The sequence below is a fragment of the Bradyrhizobium sp. PUT101 genome (genome assembly GCF_052043945.1).
Taxonomy (GTDB): domain Bacteria; phylum Pseudomonadota; class Alphaproteobacteria; order Rhizobiales; family Xanthobacteraceae; genus Bradyrhizobium.
On the sequence record NZ_CP197207.1, the window covers coordinates 1,081,991 to 1,097,541 of the forward strand.

Below are 15,551 nucleotides of genomic sequence, written 5' to 3' on the forward strand. Positions count from 1 at the left end.
GTCCCCTCGCAAGGCGGGCACAAGCGGACAATGCCCGCCTATTGGTCCTTCTTCCTGTCCTGAAGCGCCTTCAGTGCCGCGAAGGGATGGTCCTCGGGATCGGGCGCAGCGACCTCCGCCTCGAACACGGCCCCCTCCTTGCGCGGATAGGGATCGATCGCCAGGAACAGCGCGTCGGTGGCGAGCCGGCCGAGGTCGATGATGCCACCGGCGATTGGCTCGGGAGCGTCGGCGACCGCAGGCGGCCCCTCATCGTCCTGCCCCTCCTCGATCAGATCGGCCAGGCGCCGCGCCTCGGCCTCCGGGGCGAAGATCAGGTCGACTTCCTCCTCGACCTCGCTCTCGATCGGATCCAGCGTGACGACGCAGGTCTGGCCGATCCGGCCCCGAACAAGCCCCGTCACCTGGACCCGCCCACCGCTTTTCGGCACGACATCCAAGCTGGCATGCGCGGACAGGATCTCCCGCACACCCGCGAGCTGCGCCATAGCCTGCCGCTCGGCCGCTGAGGCCTCGAGCTCGCGATGAAGGCCTGCGTCGGGTATCTGCGCAACGATGACGGGCGCCCGCCAGGGATCGGGCTCGGATCCGGCATTCGGTCGACTCATGGCGTGACATCCTCTGGGAGCGCAGGAGGAAACTTGAAGGAGGCGCGCAGCAGCGCGGCCTCGTCGGTCCGGCCAAGCTCGGCCTCACTGGCCCGGGCATAGGCCGCGAGCTGCTGCGCCTGGCCGAAGCCGGTCCCATTCAAGATATTCTTGCAGATCGCCGATGCCAGCGCCTCGCCGCCGCCTTCCATGGCCTGATCATAAGCCTGGACGCGGCCGTAGAACGCCTCGCCGAAGGCCCGCATCCGTTTCGGCACGGTCTGGTCGCCCACCCCCATCTCGCGCAGATTGTCGTCCATGTCCTCGCAGAAGCGGTCGAACAGCGCCTGGGACAGCTCGGTGGCGCCTCCAGTGCCGCCTTGAGCCGCGCGCAGGCGGCGCAGCAGCAGCCAGAGATGCAGCAGCAACAGGTCGAAACGCCCGTTAACCGTATCGGGCACGCCCAAGTCACGGTAAAATATGGGTTCTCGCGCCTGCGTCACGATCATGCCATAGATGGCTTCAATGGTGCCCGACGGGGTTAATCGGGGTTTCCTGAAGTGATTGAACGGCCAAAGCATTGTGGTTTCCGCAAGCGGGCGCGCGCGTGTTGCATTCAGAGCCTCCGCCCGGTACTTCAGCGCCTCGCGCGACGCAAGGGGACGGAATCAGTTCCGCTATGACGACAACGAACCAGACCAGCCTGCGCGCGGATCAGCGGCGCGGCTTTCACGCATGCTGGCGCGGCTTGCGCATGCTCGCAGCCGCGGCCGTGGTCGGCGCGGCACTTGCGGGCTGCACGGGCGAGCAGTTCCAGAAGGGTTACATCCTGCCGCCCGGCGCGCTCGAGCAGATTCCGATCGGCGCAAGCCAGGACCAGGTGCTGATCGTGATGGGCACCCCCTCCACGGTCGCGACCCTCGACGGTGAGGTGTTCTATTACATCTCGCAACGCTCGGAGCGCCCGGTCGCTTTCATGAACCAGAAGGTGGTCGACCAGCGCGTCATCGCGATCTATTTCGACAAGAACCGCCGCGTGCGGCGGCTTGCGAATTACGGTCTCCAGGACGGCAAGATCTTCGACTTCATCAGCCGTACGACGCCGACGTCGGGCCAGGAGATGAGCTACCTCACGCCGCTGTTCAAGCTGCTCAGCTTCAACTGAGACTCCGGTGCGGTTTTCGCGCGGAGTCGATATCGGCTCGCGCAAAAGAAAAAACGCGTCCAACACGAAACCAGAGCCTTCCAATTCCGTCGGAAGGTAAATGGCTCGAAGCTGCGGCGTCGTGCCGCTCTGCGCGCGGCACTTGCCGTCGCACGCGACTTGCGGTCGCACGAGCGGTTCCCTACGGTCCCAGCAAAGTAAGAAGCAGGGAGTGGATTCGTGCCTAAGCCTTTGTTGTCCCGCCGTCGCGTGCTCACCGGCGCTGCCGGCCTTTCAGCCGCAGCCATACTGCCGCGATCGAGCCTCGCCGACTGGAAGCCCACCGAAAACGTTCGCCTCGTCGTGCCGGCTGCGGCCGGCGGTTCGACCGACGTGATGGGCCGGCTCCTAGCCGCGCATCTGCAAACCGCGTGGGGCCAGTCGGCGGTCGTGGAAAACCGCTCGGGCGGCGGCGGCACCATCGGGACTGCCGAGGTGGTCCGCGCCAAGCCTGATGGTCACACCATCCTGGTCGGCAATCCCGGTCCGAACGCGATCGCGTACAGTATCTTCAAGAATCTCACCTACAAGCCCGACCAACTCCAGCCGGTCTCGAACATGATCCGGATCCCGAACATCGTCTCGGCGCATCCGAAGACCGGCATCAAGTCGATCCCCGAGCTGATCGCCTATCTCAAGGCCAATCCGGACAAGCTGAGCTACGCCTCCTCGGGCGTCGGCCAGAGCCCTCACCTCACCGGCGCCTGGTTTCTCCAGCTCACCGGGCTGAAGATGACGCACATCCCGTTCCGCGGCGCCGGACCCGCGCTCCAGGCGACCCTCGCCGGCGACATCCAGATCCTGTTCGACAACCTCTATCCGAGCCTGCCTCAGGTGCAGAACGGCACGCTCAACGGTCTTTGCGTCACCACGACCGAGCGCAGCGACCTCGCGCCGAACCTGCCGACGATGCGGGAGAGCGCGCCGGAGCTGGCAAATTTCGACATATCGTCCTGGTTCTCGGTGTTCCTGCCGAAGGGCGTCTCACCCGAGGTGCTCAACGCGCTCAATCTCCAGGTCAAGGCGATGCTGGAGCGCGAGGACATCAAGAAGCAGATCGCGGCCATGGGCGCCCGCGCCGACTACGGCACCCCGCAGCAATTTGCCGCCTTCCTGGAGGCCGAGACGAAGAAGTTCGCCGGCATCATCCAGAAGGAAGGGCTGCAGATGGACGTGCAGTAGTTTCTCGTGTCCCGGATGCCGCCTGCGGCATCCGGGACTTGAGCACTGCTATCCGGTCGTGACCCCGTCGATCGGACTAATATCTCCGACGAAGCGTAAGAGATCGCTCATCAGGAACGTGCCCGCAGTCTTCGCCGGCAGCGTCGGTTTCCAGTTCCGCTGGCTGAGATAGGATTGGCTATCGCCAGCGACGATGCCAATGAACACCTCGGCCACGATACGCGCACCGGCCGGACCGAGCCGAAGACCGCCGGTCTTCACCTGGGCCTCTTTGAGGATGTAGTACCAGAGCGGCGTCTTTCGATCGAAGCCATGCGCGGCCGCAACCGCGCCGTCCGTGCCGGTTGCGATCTCCGCCGGCTTGAGCGCTGGAATCCCCATCGCACGAGCCACATCTTGACCAGACGGCAATCCGAGATTGACTCCGCGCTGCAGGTTGCGGAGCGGCAGGCTACCGCCGCCACCTGGAAGATCGTGCAATTTCGGAATGAGGAATGGATCGATCTTGCGCGAATGGTTGAACAGGAAGTTTGGCGTCGGCGCAATCGCCGGATCGAATTCGTAGAAGCGGCTCCAGTCGATGATCCAGTCCGTGGGCAAGGTGCTGACGTTGGGTGGGGAATTGGGCGCGTTGGGAGTGGTACCGGCGATTTCGCCCAGGATGCGGCCGGAGAGCCCGGAGAAGAAGAACTCGAGGTTGAGGGTCGCCGCAGCAAAGCCGCCGGGCTGCGTGAACACATGGTTGTGGCTATAGGTCTCGCGAACCATGCTGTGTCCGAGCCGGTAGGCTGCCGCCGAGAACTCGACCGGCATATAGGGCACCTTCTGGAATCGATAGAACTTCCGGCCCTCGTGCAGAATCTTGGCGACGATGCCCTTCTCCGTTAGGCGCTCGACGAAATCGTGCAGCACCATCCATTGATAGTGCCAAGTCACCAGCTTTCGTGCTTCGGAGAAGAGCTTGTCGGGCGCCGGCGCATTGGGGCCGGCCGCGAGCATGTCGACGACCTTGTTGTGGAATTTCAGGAACGCAAGGTGTGTCTGTGCGACCAGCAGATTCTCGTCATTGCGATGGTCGCCGATCAGGGCTCGCCCTTCCGAATTCCTCGTCAGATCATTCGGAAAGACGCCGGCCGCGCGCGGCGTGGGCTCTGTCTTGCCGAGCAGGAACTTCGGCCCGGGCTGTGCGACGTTGTTGGTGTCGCGAGCGTAGAGTTGGGGACTGCCATCCGGTCCCAGACCGTAGATGCTGTCCAGATCGAGCCTCGGCGTGCGGAAGTTCGTGGTGGCGTTGGGATCCTCCTGCTTCTCGGCAAGCGAAGTGAGATCAAGCGTAATGTCGTGATCGACGAATTGGCCGAGATAGGTAAAGCCCGACGGAATGTTGGAATTGTCACCGGTCACATTGTCCGGACTGGCGTCCTTCATCGCGGCCGCAAGCGCCTGCAGCGCAGCCTCCGGCGCCGTGAATGCCGGCAAGTCAAACATCCGGCCGAACAAGCCGGGGTCTGCATTGGCGCTGGGCGGTTTCAGACCGGCTCTGGTCGGCTGGCGTCCGGCTTTCCCGTGTCTTGGGTTCAGGTTTACAGCTTGCGTCATTCTTCCCTCCAGTGGGTGAGACAGCAGCTGCACGGTAGTCCCCGGAGGGAAGACACTTTGTAATTGACGTCACAGTTCCGCTGCGACAAAGCAGCCGCGAAGGCACGATATCGTGAAAACAAAAACCCCGCGGCTCGCGCCGCGGGGCTCGTCTTGCAAACTCGTGACGCCGCTCAGTGCGCCAAAATCGCCAGCAGCAGCAGGGCCACGATGTTGGTGATCTTGATCATCGGATTCACCGCGGGGCCCGCCGTGTCCTTGTAGGGATCTCCGACGGTGTCGCCGGTCACGGCGGCCTTGTGGGCATCACTGCCCTTGCCGCCGAAATGACCGTCCTCGATGTACTTCTTGGCGTTGTCCCAGGCGCCGCCGCCCGAGGTCATCGAGATCGCGACGAACAGGCCCGTCACGATCACGCCGAGCAGCATTGCGCCCACGGCCGAGAACGCCGCCGACTTGCCGGCCGCGCCGCCGCCCGCGATCGCATAGATCACGAAGTAGACGAAGATCGGTGACAGCACGGGCAGCAGCGAGGGGATGATCATCTCCTTGATCGCTGCCTTCGTCAGCAAGTCGACCGCCTTGCCGTAGTCAGGCTTGTCGGTGCCCTGCATGATGCCCGGCTTCTCGCGGAACTGGCGTCGAACCTCCTCGACGATCGCACTTGCCGCACGGCCCACGGCCGTCATGCCCATCGCGCCGAAGAGGTACGGCAAGAGGCCGCCGAACAGCAGGCCAACCACCACATAGGGGTTGTTGAGCGAGAAGTCCGGATTGACGCCGGCGAAGTAGGGATGCTGCGCGGAGCCGGCAACGAAGAACTTGAGGTCCTGGTTGTAGGCCGCGAACAGCACCAGGGCGCCGAGACCGGCGGAACCGATCGCGTAGCCCTTGGTCACCGCCTTGGTGGTGTTGCCGACCGCGTCGAGCGCATCGGTCGATTTGCGCACCTCCTTCGGCAGGCCCGCCATCTCGGCGATGCCGCCGGCGTTGTCGGTGACGGGGCCGAAGGCGTCGAGCGCGACGATCATGCCGGCCAGCGCCAGCATGGTGGCGGTCGCGATCGCGATGCCGAACAGGCCGGCGAGGCTGTGGGTGACCAGGATGCCGGCGATGATCACGATCGCGGGCAGCGCGGTCGCTTCCATCGAGATCGCAAGGCCCTGGATCACGTTGGTGCCGTGACCGGTCACCGAGGCCTGGGCGATTGACTTCACCGGACGGTAGTCGGTGCCCGTGTAGTATTCGGTGATCCAGATGATCAGCGCGGTGACGACGAGGCCGACCACGCCGCATTCGAACAGCGCCATGCCGGTGTAATCGACGCCCTCGAGCTTGCCGAAGCCGATCAGGTAGTAGATCACCAGCGCGATGCCGATCAGGGACAGGATGCCGGTCGCGATCAGGCCCTTGTAGAGTGCGCCCATGATCGACTGGCTCGGCCCGAGCTTGACGAAGAAGGTGCCGATGATCGAGGTGATGATGCAGATGCCGCCGATCGCGAGCGGCAGCGTCATCATGTTGGCGAGGATTGTCGTCTTGGCGAAGAAGATGGCCGCCAGGACCATGGTGGCGACCGCGGTCACCGCATAGGTCTCGAACAGGTCGGCGGCCATGCCGGCGCAGTCGCCGACATTGTCACCGACGTTGTCGGCGATGGTCGCCGGGTTGCGCGGGTCGTCCTCGGGAATGCCGGCCTCGACCTTGCCGACGAGGTCGCCGCCGACGTCCGCACCCTTGGTGAAGATGCCGCCGCCGAGACGGGCGAAGATCGAGATCAGCGAGGCGCCGAAGCCGAGCGCCACCAGGGCATCGATCACCACGCGACTATCGGGCGCGAGCTTCAGCGAGTGGACCAAAAAGCCGAAATAGAGGGTCACCCCCAGCAGCGCGAGACCCGCCACCAGCATACCGGTGATCGCTCCCGCCTTGAAGGCGAGTTCGAGCCCGCCGGCAAGCGACGTCGTCGCGGCCTGGGCGGTACGCACATTGGCGCGGACCGAGACGTTCATGCCGATGAAGCCGGCAGCGCCGGACAGGATCGCGCCGATGGCAAAACCGATCGCGACATAGAGCCCGAGGAAATATACAAGCAGCACGAAGATGACGATGCCGACGAGACCGATCGTGGTGTATTGGCGCCGCAGATACGCCTGTGCGCCTTCGCGCACGGCTCCTGCGATCTCCTGCATGCGCGGCGACCCCGCATCCGCGCTCAACACCGAAGACGTCGCCCAAATCGCGTAGACGACGGAAAGCACTCCGCAGAGCACTATCAACCATAATGCTGTCATGTGATTTTTGCCTCAGATCCTTGATGTACCCCCGGCGCCTTTTGTTGTCCGTCGTGCGGTGCGGCGCCTTGATTTCGAACAAGGCCGCCCCCTTGCCCAAAAAGGGGCGGCCTCAGTCGGTCGCAAGCTTGCCAAAATCAAATAGAGGGTGCAACGCCGGATAAGGCCGAAACCGCCGATCTCGGCAGGTATTTAGGACCAAGTGCTGAGAACTAAGATGCCGGTTTGGAGCAATTCTCACAGCTGATCCGGAAAAGTGCGCAGCGGCTTTCCGAAAAGATCATGCTCGAACAGTGACCTCAAGCGCGATGGCGATTCATCCTGATCGCATCGCGCTTCAGAAGTGGCTGTAGGAGAGCCGCGTCAAGAGCAGTTCCTGGCCCTGCCCATCCAGGAAGCGCGGCCGCTCCTGCCCCTCCACGATCGTGCCGATCGTGGTCACCGCAACGCCCTCGGCCCGCCCGGCGGCCATCAGCGCGTCGCTTTGCGCCGGCGGAACGGTGCACAGCACCTCGTAGTCATCGCCCCCCGCAAGCAGCGTCTCGACGCAAACGACGTTGTTTGCGAGCAGGCCGGCCGCCGCGGCCGAGAGCGGCACGCTTGCCACGTCGACCGAAGCCGAGACCCCGGACGCTGCACAGAGCTTGGCCAGATCGCCAGCGAGGCCGTCGGAAACGTCCATTGCTGCGGTCGCATGATCGCGCACCGCCCGCCCCAGCACGTTGCGCGGCTGCGGCACCCGATAGCGTGAGACCAGAAAATCCCGTGCGGCAGGATCGGATATCAGGGCCCCGGCGGCGGCGCCGCCTTTGAGCACATCGAGGCCGAGCGCGGCATCGCCGATCGTGCCCGTCACCAGGATGCGGTCGCCCGGCCTTGCGCCGGTACGGCCGATCATCCGCCCCCGCGGCACACGGCCGAAGGCCGTGATCGAGATCATCTGCGGGCCCGGCGTCGACACCGTGTCGCCGCCGAGCAGAGGACAAGCGTAATGCTTTGCGTCCTCTCCCAGCGCGTCCGCAAAGGGACGCAGCCAGGCATCCTCTTGACCGCGCAGCGCGAGCGTCAGCACGAAGCCGGCTGGCAGCGCGCCCTTGGCGGCGAGATCGGACAGGTTCACCCGCAGCGCCTTGCGCGCGATGGTCTCGGGCGGATCGTCCGCAAGATAATGCACGCCCTCGACGACGGCATCGGTGGTGACGACGATGTCCTCGCCGGATGAGGACAGGACCGCGGCATCATCGACCAGGCCGAACGCGCCGGGGTCGGTCGCCAGCGGCTTGAAATAGCGCGCGATGAGGGAGTCTTCGCCGGAAGGATTTTGCGGGTTTGTCATCGACAACGACCCCAGAAACAGGTGTCATCGCCCGGCTTGACCGGGCGATCCAGTATTCCAGAGACGGTCGCGTAGAATCGATAGGCCGCGGCATACTGGATCACCCGCCTTCGCGGGTGATGACAGCGGAATATGGGGCAGCCGTCTCGCATCAATTCACCGCACCCGCGGGAAATTACCCCCGCCCGAACTCGTCACCGCGAAACTGCCGGCCGATCTGGTCGAGCACTGCGTTGACCATGCCGGTCTCCTCGCGGTCGACGAAGGCATTGGCGACGTCGACATATTCCGAAACCACCACCCTGCCCGGCACGTCCTTGCGATGCTGGAGCTCATAGGCCCCCGCTCGCAGCACCGCGCGCAGGATGGCCTCGATCCGCTTCAAGGGCCAGCCCTTCGACAGCGCCTCGTCGATCAGCGGATCGAGCTTCTTCTGGTCCCGCACCACACCCGAGACCACGTCGCGGAAGAACGCCGCCTCGGCCGGCAGGTAAGTGTCGCCCTCGACCTCGTTGCCGAGCCAATGACTCTCGAACTCGGCAAAGATGTCGTTGATGCCGGCACCGGCGATATCCATCTGGTACAGCGCCTGCACGGCTGCGAGCCGCGCCGCGCCGCGCCGGTTCGCCTTCTTCTCCGGAGTGCCTGCCGGCTTCTTGCTGTTGTCGGCCATGGCTTCAGGCCTGCGCCAGGCGGCGTTTGATGCGCAGCATCGCCAGCGCGGCGCGCGCGGCATCGCCGCCCTTGTCGAGCTCGCTGGCGCGCGCCCGCGCCCAGGCCTGCGCCTCGGTGTTGACGGTGAGGATGCCGTTGCCGAGCGGCAGCTTTCGCGCCACCGCGAGATCCATCAGCGCGCGCGAGGATTCCTGCGACACGATCTCGAAATGAATGGTATCGCCGCGGATCACGCAGCCGAGCGCGATCACCGCATCATAGGGCTTGCCGTTCGCCGCCGCGGCATCGACCGCGATCGCGACTGCCGCCGGGATTTCCAGCGCACCGGGAACCGTGATGACGTCATGGGTCAGGCCGGCCGCCTTCAGCTCGGCCACCGCGCCATCCAGAAGCGCGTCCTGGAGATCGTCATAGAACCGCGCCTCGACAATCAGCGCGCGCGCGCCGGAAATGTCGGTCTGGTCCTTCAGGGGTGCGCGCCGCGCGTCTGCCATGGTCAACCTATTCTGTCATTGCCGGGCTTGCCCCGGCAATCCATCGGGCTAGCCCCTCTTAAGAGGATGGATGCGCGGGTCAAGCCCGCGCATGACGATCTTTGGTCACCGTCACTTCATCTCCGTCAGCCGCGCCGCGTAGCGGGCCATCAGGTCGACCTCGATATTGACCTCGTCCCCCGCCTTCCAGTCGCCGATCGTCGTGACCGTCAGCGTGTGCGGGATGATCAGCACCGAAAAACTCACGTCCTTGACCGTATTGACCGTGAGCGACACGCCGTCGAGCGTGATCGAGCCCTTGGTGGCGATGAACCGCGCCAGCTCCCGCGTGGTGGAGAGCTCGAACCGCGCCATGTCGGGCAGATCCTCGCGGCTGAGCAGCGTCGCGATGCCGTCGGCATGGCCGGCGACGATATGCCCGCCAAGCTCATCGCCGATCTTCAGCGCGCGCTCGAGATTGAGCTTCGTCCCCACCCTCCAGTGCTTGGCCGTCGTCAGCGCCAGCGTCTCGGCGGCGGTATCGACGTCGAACCAGGTCCTTTGAGCAGAACCCTTGCCGCCTTCGACGCCCGAGCCGACCACCGTCAGGCAGACGCCGTTGCAGGCGATTGAGGCGCCGTCGGCAATCGTGCTCTGATCGTAGCGGCAGGCGATGCGCAGGCGGTGCAGCTGCCCCTGCGCCGTGGGCGTGAAGCTGACGATCTCGCCGATATCGGTGACAATGCCGGTGAACATTACGCGCGCTCGTAGATGGTGAGAGTATCCTTGCCGAAGGTCTCGCTAGCATGAACCTTGTAGGTCGGCGACTGCGTGATTTGCGACAGGGGCAATGCATCGAGCGCATCGACACCGCCGGAGCCCACCGCTTCCGCGCCGCGGAACAACCATATCTCGTCGACGAGATCGGCCGCGACGAAGGACGCGGCAACGCGGCTGCCGCCCTCGACCATCAGCCGCGTGATCCCTTTCCCGGCCAGCGCGTGCAGCACGGCCGGAAGATCGAGCCCGGACGCGCCCCCCGGCGAGATGCGAATGATCTGCGCACCGGCCGCGCCAAGCCGCATGGCGGCAGCAGCCTCGGCGAGCTCGGAACCCACCACCCAGAGCGGCGTCTCGCGCGCGGATCGCACGAGCTGGCTCGATGCGGGAATGCGCAGGCTCTGGTCGAGCACCACGCGCACCGGCGAGCGCGCCATCATGCCCGGCAGGCGGCAGGTCAGAAGCGGATCGTCCGCCAGCACCGTTCCGATGCCGACCAGGATCGCATCGCTGTGTGCGCGGAGGAGATGCACGCGGTCGCGCGCGGCTTCACCCGTGATCGCGAACGGCTTGCCGCCGGCCGCGCCGATCTTGCCGTCGGGCGAAACCGCGAGCTTGAGGATCACATGCGGGCGGTGATCGCTGATGCGGCGGAAATGGCCGGCATGGTCGAAGGCAGCCTCCGCCGCGCAAACACCGACATCCACATTGATGCCGGCAGCGCGCAGACGCGCATGCCCCTGCCCTGCGACCTCAGGATTGGGATCCTCGATCGCCGCCACCACCCGCTTGATGCCCGCAGCGATCACCGCATCGGCGCAAGGCGGCGACTTGCCGAAATGCGAGCATGGCTCCAAGGTGACATAGAGCGTGGCGCCACGCGCCGCCTCGCCCGCGCGCCGCAGCGCCTCAGGCTCACCATGCGGTCGTCCTCCAGGCTGCGTCCAGCCGCGGCCGACAATGACGCCGTCCTTGACGATGACGGCGCCCACGGCCGGATTGGGCCAGGTCCGTCCCTGCCCGCGCTTCCCCAGCAAGAGCGCCAGCTCCATGAAACGGCGATCGGCGTCCCTGGCCTCGCGGGCCTTCTGCGCGAATTGGTCTTCCAGGATGCGGAAGATCATTTGCGGATCGCGGCGAGCCGCGCTTCCTCCTCACCGGAGAGCTCGCCGAGCACGTCGGCGAAATCCTTGGCTTCGCGGAAATTGCGGTAGACGGAGGCAAAGCGCACGTAGGCCACGTCGTCCAGCGTGCGCAGATGCTCCATCACGGTCTCGCCGATCACCTCCGATGAGATCTCGGCCTCGCCACCAGTCTCGAGCTCGCGCACGATGGTAGAGACCATCTTTTCGACCCGCTCGGGCTCGACCTGCCGCTTGCGCAACGAGATCTGTACCGAGCGCATCAGCTTGTCGCGGTCGAACGGCACGCGGCGGCCGTTGCGCTTGATCACCGTGAGCTCGCGCAGCTGCACGCGCTCGAAGGTGGTGAAGCGGAAATTGCAGGCGACGCACACGCGCCGCCTGCGGATCACGGACGAGTCCTCGGTCGGACGCGAGTCCTTTACCTGCGTATCCAGACTGTTGCAGTTCGGGCAGCGCATCCGCTTGGCCTAGCCTTACTGGTAGATCGGGAACCGGTCGGTGAGCGCCTTGACCCGTTCCTTGATCGCAGCTTCCACCAGCGGCGCCTTGCCGTCGGAGGATTGCGCGATCGCGTTGAGGACCTCGGCGATCATGCCGGCGACCTGCTGGAATTCGGCCACGCCGAAGCCGCGCGTGGTCGCCGCCGGCGTGCCCAGACGAATCCCGGAGGTGACGAAGGGCGACTCCGGGTCGAACGGAATGCCGTTCTTGTTGCAGGTGATGGCGGCGCGAACCAGCGCCTTCTCCGAGGCGTTGCCCTTCAGGCCCTTCGGCCGGAGGTCGACCAGCATCAGATGGTTGTCGGTGCCGCCGGAGACGATGTCGAAGCCGTGGCTCTTCATCGCTTCGGCCAGCGCCTTGGCGTTCTCGACGACGTTCCTGGCATAGACCTTGAAATCCGGACGCAGCGCCTCGCCGAAGGCGACCGCCTTCGCCGCAATGACGTGCATCAGCGGGCCGCCCTGCAACCCCGGGAAGATCGCCGAGTTGAACTTCTTGGTCAGCGTCTCGTCATTCCACAGCATGAGGCCGCCGCGCGGACCGCGCAGCGACTTGTGCGTCGTCGTCGTGGTGACGTGCGCATACGGCACCGGCGAAGCATGCACGCCGCCGGCGACGAGCCCGGCGAAATGCGCCATGTCGACCAGGAGGTACGCCCCGACGCTGTCCGCAATCTCGCGGAAACGCTTGAAGTCCCATGCGCGCGAATAGGCAGAGCCGCCGGCGATGATCAGCTTCGGCTTGACCTGCTCGGCCTGCTGGGCCACCGCATCCATGTCGATGACATGGTCCTCGCGGCGCACGGTGTAGTGCGCGGCCTTGAACCACTTGCCGCTCATATTGACGGGCGAGCCATGGGTGAGATGGCCGCCGGCGGAGAGATCGAGGCCCATGAAGGTGTCGCCGGGCTGGAGCAGCGCCAGGAACACCGCCTGGTTCATCTGGCTGCCGGAGTTCGGCTGCACATTGGCGAAGTTGGCGCCGAACAGCTTCTTGGCGCGATCGATCGCGAGGTTCTCGGCGACGTCGACCCACTCACAACCGCCGTAATAGCGCGCGCCCGGATAGCCTTCCGCATATTTGTTGGTCATGACCGAACCCTGCGCTTCCAGCACGGCCCGGCTGACGATGTTCTCGGAGGCGATCAGCTCGACCTCATGGCGCTGCCGGCCGAGCTCACCCTTGATGGCGGCGGCGATTTCCGGATCGGCCTGCTCGAGCGAGGCGGTGAAGAACGAATCGGGCGCGGAGGCGGTTCTGGGTGCGTTCATCTTGCGAATATCTCCACCGCCGCAGCCTCTTGGCGGGCTACGGACGGGTCTGGTGTGGCGATCGGAAGCGGCGAGCGCGATCTACCACATCGCCCGCCCCCGGCCAAGTAGTTGCGGGTCGGGCCTGATATTTATGCAAGATGTGGTGGGGATTGGAGGTTTTCGGCGCGGGAGCGGTTCTATGGAACCACTCCTCTGCAATTTCTTGACGGCCGCTGTGGGCCTCATCTCGCGCCAAGAGCCACCGGCCCGACCCGGTGCCGTCTCACAGCCCCGTATACCCCGCCTTTACCGGATCGACGCTGCCGTCGAGCTGGCGCAGATAGGTCAGGCCGCAAACCGTCAACCTGTGAGGGTCCTTCTCGCCGGCTTCCATCAACGTATTGAGGTAGTTCGTGACCTTGGCCCGGGCCTCCTCGCTGGCCGCGGCGGTGCGGTTGGCGAGCAGGTCATAGGTCTGCATGATGCGGTCGATGGCAGCTTCCATTGCACCCTCTGGTTTTCGGATATTTTGTGAGTTCTGATCAGGCAACCGCTCGGGCCTCGGACTGGCCCTCAAACCGGGCGATCGCCTTGTTGGCCAGCCTGATCCTGTTGAATTCGCCGTGCTGGATCAGCTTGACGATGATCCCGAGCAGGCGCTCGTCGGTGACCAGCGAGTCAGGGATTGCGCCGGAGCGGCGAAGGTAATTCGCGGCGATGCCATAGGCCTCGCTGACGAGTTCCACGTTCATCGCCCGAAGCCCGCGCTCGACCAGCATCGACATCTCTCCGATCCGAAAGAGATAAGCGCCCGGCCCGGAACTGGTTCCTCACGGCCGGCACATTTTTTCGCAGGTGCGAGAACACAAAACGCACCGGTCCGGAAAATCCGGGCCGGCGCGCTTGGGGAGGTCAGGCACGTTCGGGAGGGCTGCCGGTCTTGTTGCGGGCCGGCTTGGCCTAGATCCCTTTAGAAAACTCAGAGGCGATAGAGGATCTGGTCGGTCCAGAACCGCTCGAGGCGGTGCAGCGACTTGTTGAGGGTCGCGAACTCGTCGCCGGAGATGCCGCCGACCTGCTCCACCGTCTTGACGTGCTTCTGGTAGAGCGTATCGACGATGCGGCGGACTTCCTGGCCCTGCGGGGTCAGGCGGATGCGCACCGAGCGGCGATCAACGCGCGAGCGCTGATGATCGAGAAAGCCGAGCTCGACGAGCTTCTTCAGATTGTAGGAGACGTTGGAGCCGAGATAGTAACCGCGCGTGCGCAGCTCGCCCGCGGTCAGCTCCTTGTCGCCGATGTTGTAGAGCAAGAGCGCCTGGACCGAGTTGATGTCCGCACGGCCGCGGCGATCGAATTCATCCTTGATCACGTCGAGGAGCCGGCGATGCAGCCGCTCCACCAGAGTCAAAGCTTCCAGATAGAGCGACTGCACCGAACCCTGCTGGCCGGAGACGCGCTCTGCGGTATCTGCCGCAGTTGCGACGGCTTTCATCATGACACTTCCCCTGTTGTCGTTTTTATCGACACTTATTCGACGAAACTTGTGTCCCGCCTGATAGGTGCAACTTAAGGGGCGCGTTTGAAGATCGGCTTAAATAAGAGAATAAAGAGATCATGAATTTAAGACAGTGAATTGCGGATTAAGCCTGTGCCACAAGGGCTTTTCGCAACCGTCTGTTGACCCTCGCAAGGTCCTGTTCACCCTCCGTCCGCCCCTGTTGTCGCATTCCAGAACAGCCCCGCCCCGTTTCGAAACGAGCGCGTAACAGCTGTGGCGGAAGAGGCTGGTTAGCGAAAACTTACGTCGAATTTTACGCAACCAACGGTCAACCAAGAGCAACACTCTCATGTCCCGGACAAGCGCCGCGAAGCGGAGCGCAGAGCCGGGATCCAGATGTCGCAAACTGAGATCGCGGCGAAATGGGCCCCGGCTCAGCAGCGCATCATTTACGTGCTGCGCTGCGTCCGGGGCACGAATGTTCGCGCGTCGAGAAACGCTGCTACGGCGGCCGTTCGCGCGCGGCCATCCAGGCGAGCGCGAGATAGGCGGCGAGCATGAAGACCTCGACGCCGACCACGACGAGGCTGCCGCCGTAGATGCCGGGGAACATCAGCTCGATCACGGCCATCGACACCACGGTCGTGAGCCACACCACCGCGCCCCAGGGCGTCGCGAGCCAGAGGCCGACGGCGGCCACGAGCTCGATCACGGCGAAGTAGACGGTCGCGGCCTGCCAGGCCATCGACTGGTTCTCGAACGCCTCGTCCTCGCCACCGACGAAACCCGTCACCTGCGCCCAGTGATAGAGGCCTTTCAGGATCGAGAGCAGCGCCATCACCCGCAGGAACAGCACCAGCCGCCGCGTCCAGACATTGTCATCGGACTGGGCGCGCTCCGACGAAATCGCCGCCACCGACAATGCGCTCTCTCTGGCATTGTCTCGGGCGGCGTCCCTGGCATTGGGGCCGTCGCGGGCCGCATCGCGGGTGGAAATTTCGGACATAGCCCCTTCTGGCTG

The 15,551-nt window shown here is 64.7% G+C and carries 17 protein-coding genes; 2 read left to right on the plus strand and 15 right to left on the minus strand.

Annotation, left to right across the window (positions count from 1 at the left end; all coding sequences use genetic code 11):
• Nucleotides 1–38 precede the first annotated feature (38 nt).
• Complete coding sequence (locus tag ACSHT2_RS05210) at nt 39–608, minus strand: YceD family protein (protein WP_440640661.1); 570 nt, start codon at nt 606–608, stop codon at nt 39–41.
• The gene (locus ACSHT2_RS05215) at nt 605–1,168 is read right to left on the minus strand and encodes a ubiquinol-cytochrome C chaperone family protein (RefSeq protein WP_440640662.1); all 564 of its coding nucleotides are present in this window, start codon (nt 1,166–1,168) and stop codon (nt 605–607) included. The genes ACSHT2_RS05210 and ACSHT2_RS05215 overlap by 4 nt, the downstream gene beginning before the upstream one ends.
• A gap of 98 nt (nt 1,169–1,266) precedes the next feature.
• On the opposite strand from ACSHT2_RS05215, the gene ACSHT2_RS05220 reads away from it, so the two are divergent.
• On the plus strand, nt 1,267–1,752 hold the full coding sequence (locus ACSHT2_RS05220; protein WP_440640663.1) for an outer membrane protein assembly factor BamE: 486 nt from the start codon (nt 1,267–1,269) through the stop codon (nt 1,750–1,752).
• A gap of 219 nt (nt 1,753–1,971) precedes the next feature.
• Entirely contained in the window at nt 1,972–2,973 is a 1,002-nt protein-coding gene (locus ACSHT2_RS05225) for a Bug family tripartite tricarboxylate transporter substrate binding protein (protein ID WP_440640664.1), read from the plus strand.
• A gap of 48 nt (nt 2,974–3,021) precedes the next feature.
• On the opposite strand, the gene ACSHT2_RS05230 is transcribed toward ACSHT2_RS05225, so the two are convergent.
• The 13 genes from ACSHT2_RS05230 to ACSHT2_RS05290 form a co-directional block, all read right to left on the minus strand.
• Nucleotides 3,022–4,461: a peroxidase family protein gene (locus ACSHT2_RS05230; RefSeq protein WP_440642770.1), complete on the minus strand. Its 1,440-nt coding sequence runs from the start codon at nt 4,459–4,461 to the stop codon at nt 3,022–3,024.
• A 284-nt stretch (nt 4,462–4,745) separates the two neighbouring features.
• Entirely contained in the window at nt 4,746–6,866 is a 2,121-nt protein-coding gene (locus tag ACSHT2_RS05235; protein ID WP_440640665.1) for a sodium-translocating pyrophosphatase, read from the minus strand.
• Nucleotides 6,867–7,203: 337 nt separating this feature from the next.
• Nucleotides 7,204–8,202 carry a thiamine-phosphate kinase gene (gene thiL, locus ACSHT2_RS05240; protein ID WP_440640666.1) on the minus strand — a complete coding sequence of 333 codons (999 nt, stop codon included), beginning with the start codon at nt 8,200–8,202 and terminating at the stop codon, nt 7,204–7,206.
• Between the two features lie 175 nt (nt 8,203–8,377).
• Complete coding sequence (gene nusB / locus ACSHT2_RS05245) at nt 8,378–8,875, minus strand: transcription antitermination factor NusB (protein ID WP_100232645.1); 498 nt, start codon at nt 8,873–8,875, stop codon at nt 8,378–8,380.
• A gap of 4 nt (nt 8,876–8,879) precedes the next feature.
• Entirely contained in the window at nt 8,880–9,371 is a 492-nt protein-coding gene (gene ribH, locus ACSHT2_RS05250; protein ID WP_061021904.1) for a 6,7-dimethyl-8-ribityllumazine synthase, read from the minus strand.
• A gap of 111 nt (nt 9,372–9,482) precedes the next feature.
• On the minus strand, nt 9,483–10,106 hold the full coding sequence (locus tag ACSHT2_RS05255; protein WP_440640667.1) for a riboflavin synthase: 624 nt from the start codon (nt 10,104–10,106) through the stop codon (nt 9,483–9,485).
• On the minus strand, nt 10,106–11,254 hold the full coding sequence (gene ribD / locus ACSHT2_RS05260; protein WP_440640668.1) for a bifunctional diaminohydroxyphosphoribosylaminopyrimidine deaminase/5-amino-6-(5-phosphoribosylamino)uracil reductase RibD: 1,149 nt from the start codon (nt 11,252–11,254) through the stop codon (nt 10,106–10,108). The genes ACSHT2_RS05255 and ribD overlap by 1 nt, the downstream gene beginning before the upstream one ends.
• The gene (nrdR, locus tag ACSHT2_RS05265; RefSeq protein WP_011087793.1) at nt 11,251–11,733 is read right to left on the minus strand and encodes a transcriptional regulator NrdR; all 483 of its coding nucleotides are present in this window, start codon (nt 11,731–11,733) and stop codon (nt 11,251–11,253) included. Before nrdR ends, ribD begins: the two co-directional genes overlap by 4 nt.
• Before the next feature lie 15 nt (nt 11,734–11,748).
• Nucleotides 11,749–13,047 (minus strand): serine hydroxymethyltransferase, encoded by a 1,299-nt coding sequence (gene glyA / locus ACSHT2_RS05270; protein ID WP_440640669.1) that lies wholly within the window; start codon nt 13,045–13,047, stop codon nt 11,749–11,751.
• Between the two features lie 265 nt (nt 13,048–13,312).
• Nucleotides 13,313–13,534: a hypothetical protein gene (locus ACSHT2_RS05275; RefSeq protein ID WP_014494771.1), complete on the minus strand. Its 222-nt coding sequence runs from the start codon at nt 13,532–13,534 to the stop codon at nt 13,313–13,315.
• A gap of 37 nt (nt 13,535–13,571) precedes the next feature.
• Nucleotides 13,572–13,808 (minus strand): hypothetical protein, encoded by a 237-nt coding sequence (locus ACSHT2_RS05280; protein WP_440640670.1) that lies wholly within the window; start codon nt 13,806–13,808, stop codon nt 13,572–13,574.
• 200 nt (nt 13,809–14,008) lie between these two features.
• Entirely contained in the window at nt 14,009–14,527 is a 519-nt protein-coding gene (gene ldtR, locus ACSHT2_RS05285; RefSeq protein ID WP_271498844.1) for a transcriptional regulator LdtR, read from the minus strand.
• A gap of 505 nt (nt 14,528–15,032) precedes the next feature.
• Entirely contained in the window at nt 15,033–15,536 is a 504-nt protein-coding gene (locus tag ACSHT2_RS05290; RefSeq protein ID WP_440640671.1) for a DUF6163 family protein, read from the minus strand.
• Between the last annotated feature and the right edge of the window lie 15 nt (nt 15,537–15,551).

Excerpts from the sequence above, each read along its gene's own strand:
- nusB (WP_100232645.1), bottom strand. The coding sequence starts at position 8,875 with ATGGCCGACAACAGCAAGAAGCCGGCAGGCACTCCGGAGAAGAAGGCG.
- ACSHT2_RS05255 (WP_440640667.1), bottom strand. The coding sequence starts at position 10,106 with ATGTTCACCGGCATTGTCACCGATATCGGCGAGATCGTCAGCTTCACG.
- ACSHT2_RS05275 (WP_014494771.1), bottom strand. The coding sequence starts at position 13,534 with ATGGAAGCTGCCATCGACCGCATCATGCAGACCTATGACCTGCTCGCC.
- ACSHT2_RS05280 (WP_440640670.1), bottom strand. The coding sequence starts at position 13,808 with ATGCTGGTCGAGCGCGGGCTTCGGGCGATGAACGTGGAACTCGTCAGC.
- nrdR (WP_011087793.1), bottom strand. The coding sequence starts at position 11,733 with ATGCGCTGCCCGAACTGCAACAGTCTGGATACGCAGGTAAAGGACTCG.
- thiL (WP_440640666.1), bottom strand. The coding sequence starts at position 8,202 with ATGACAAACCCGCAAAATCCTTCCGGCGAAGACTCCCTCATCGCGCGC.
- ACSHT2_RS05230 (WP_440642770.1), bottom strand. The coding sequence starts at position 4,461 with ATGTTTGACTTGCCGGCATTCACGGCGCCGGAGGCTGCGCTGCAGGCG.
- ACSHT2_RS05290 (WP_440640671.1), bottom strand. The coding sequence starts at position 15,536 with ATGTCCGAAATTTCCACCCGCGATGCGGCCCGCGACGGCCCCAATGCC.
- ACSHT2_RS05235 (WP_440640665.1), bottom strand. The coding sequence starts at position 6,866 with ATGACAGCATTATGGTTGATAGTGCTCTGCGGAGTGCTTTCCGTCGTC.
- ACSHT2_RS05215 (WP_440640662.1), bottom strand. The coding sequence starts at position 1,168 with ATGCTTTGGCCGTTCAATCACTTCAGGAAACCCCGATTAACCCCGTCG.
- ribH (WP_061021904.1), bottom strand. The coding sequence starts at position 9,371 with ATGGCAGACGCGCGGCGCGCACCCCTGAAGGACCAGACCGACATTTCC.
- ldtR (WP_271498844.1), bottom strand. The coding sequence starts at position 14,527 with ATGATGAAAGCCGTCGCAACTGCGGCAGATACCGCAGAGCGCGTCTCC.
- ribD (WP_440640668.1), bottom strand. The coding sequence starts at position 11,254 with ATGATCTTCCGCATCCTGGAAGACCAATTCGCGCAGAAGGCCCGCGAG.
- ACSHT2_RS05220 (WP_440640663.1), top strand. The coding sequence starts at position 1,267 with ATGACGACAACGAACCAGACCAGCCTGCGCGCGGATCAGCGGCGCGGC.
- ACSHT2_RS05210 (WP_440640661.1), bottom strand. The coding sequence starts at position 608 with ATGAGTCGACCGAATGCCGGATCCGAGCCCGATCCCTGGCGGGCGCCC.
- glyA (WP_440640669.1), bottom strand. The coding sequence starts at position 13,047 with ATGAACGCACCCAGAACCGCCTCCGCGCCCGATTCGTTCTTCACCGCC.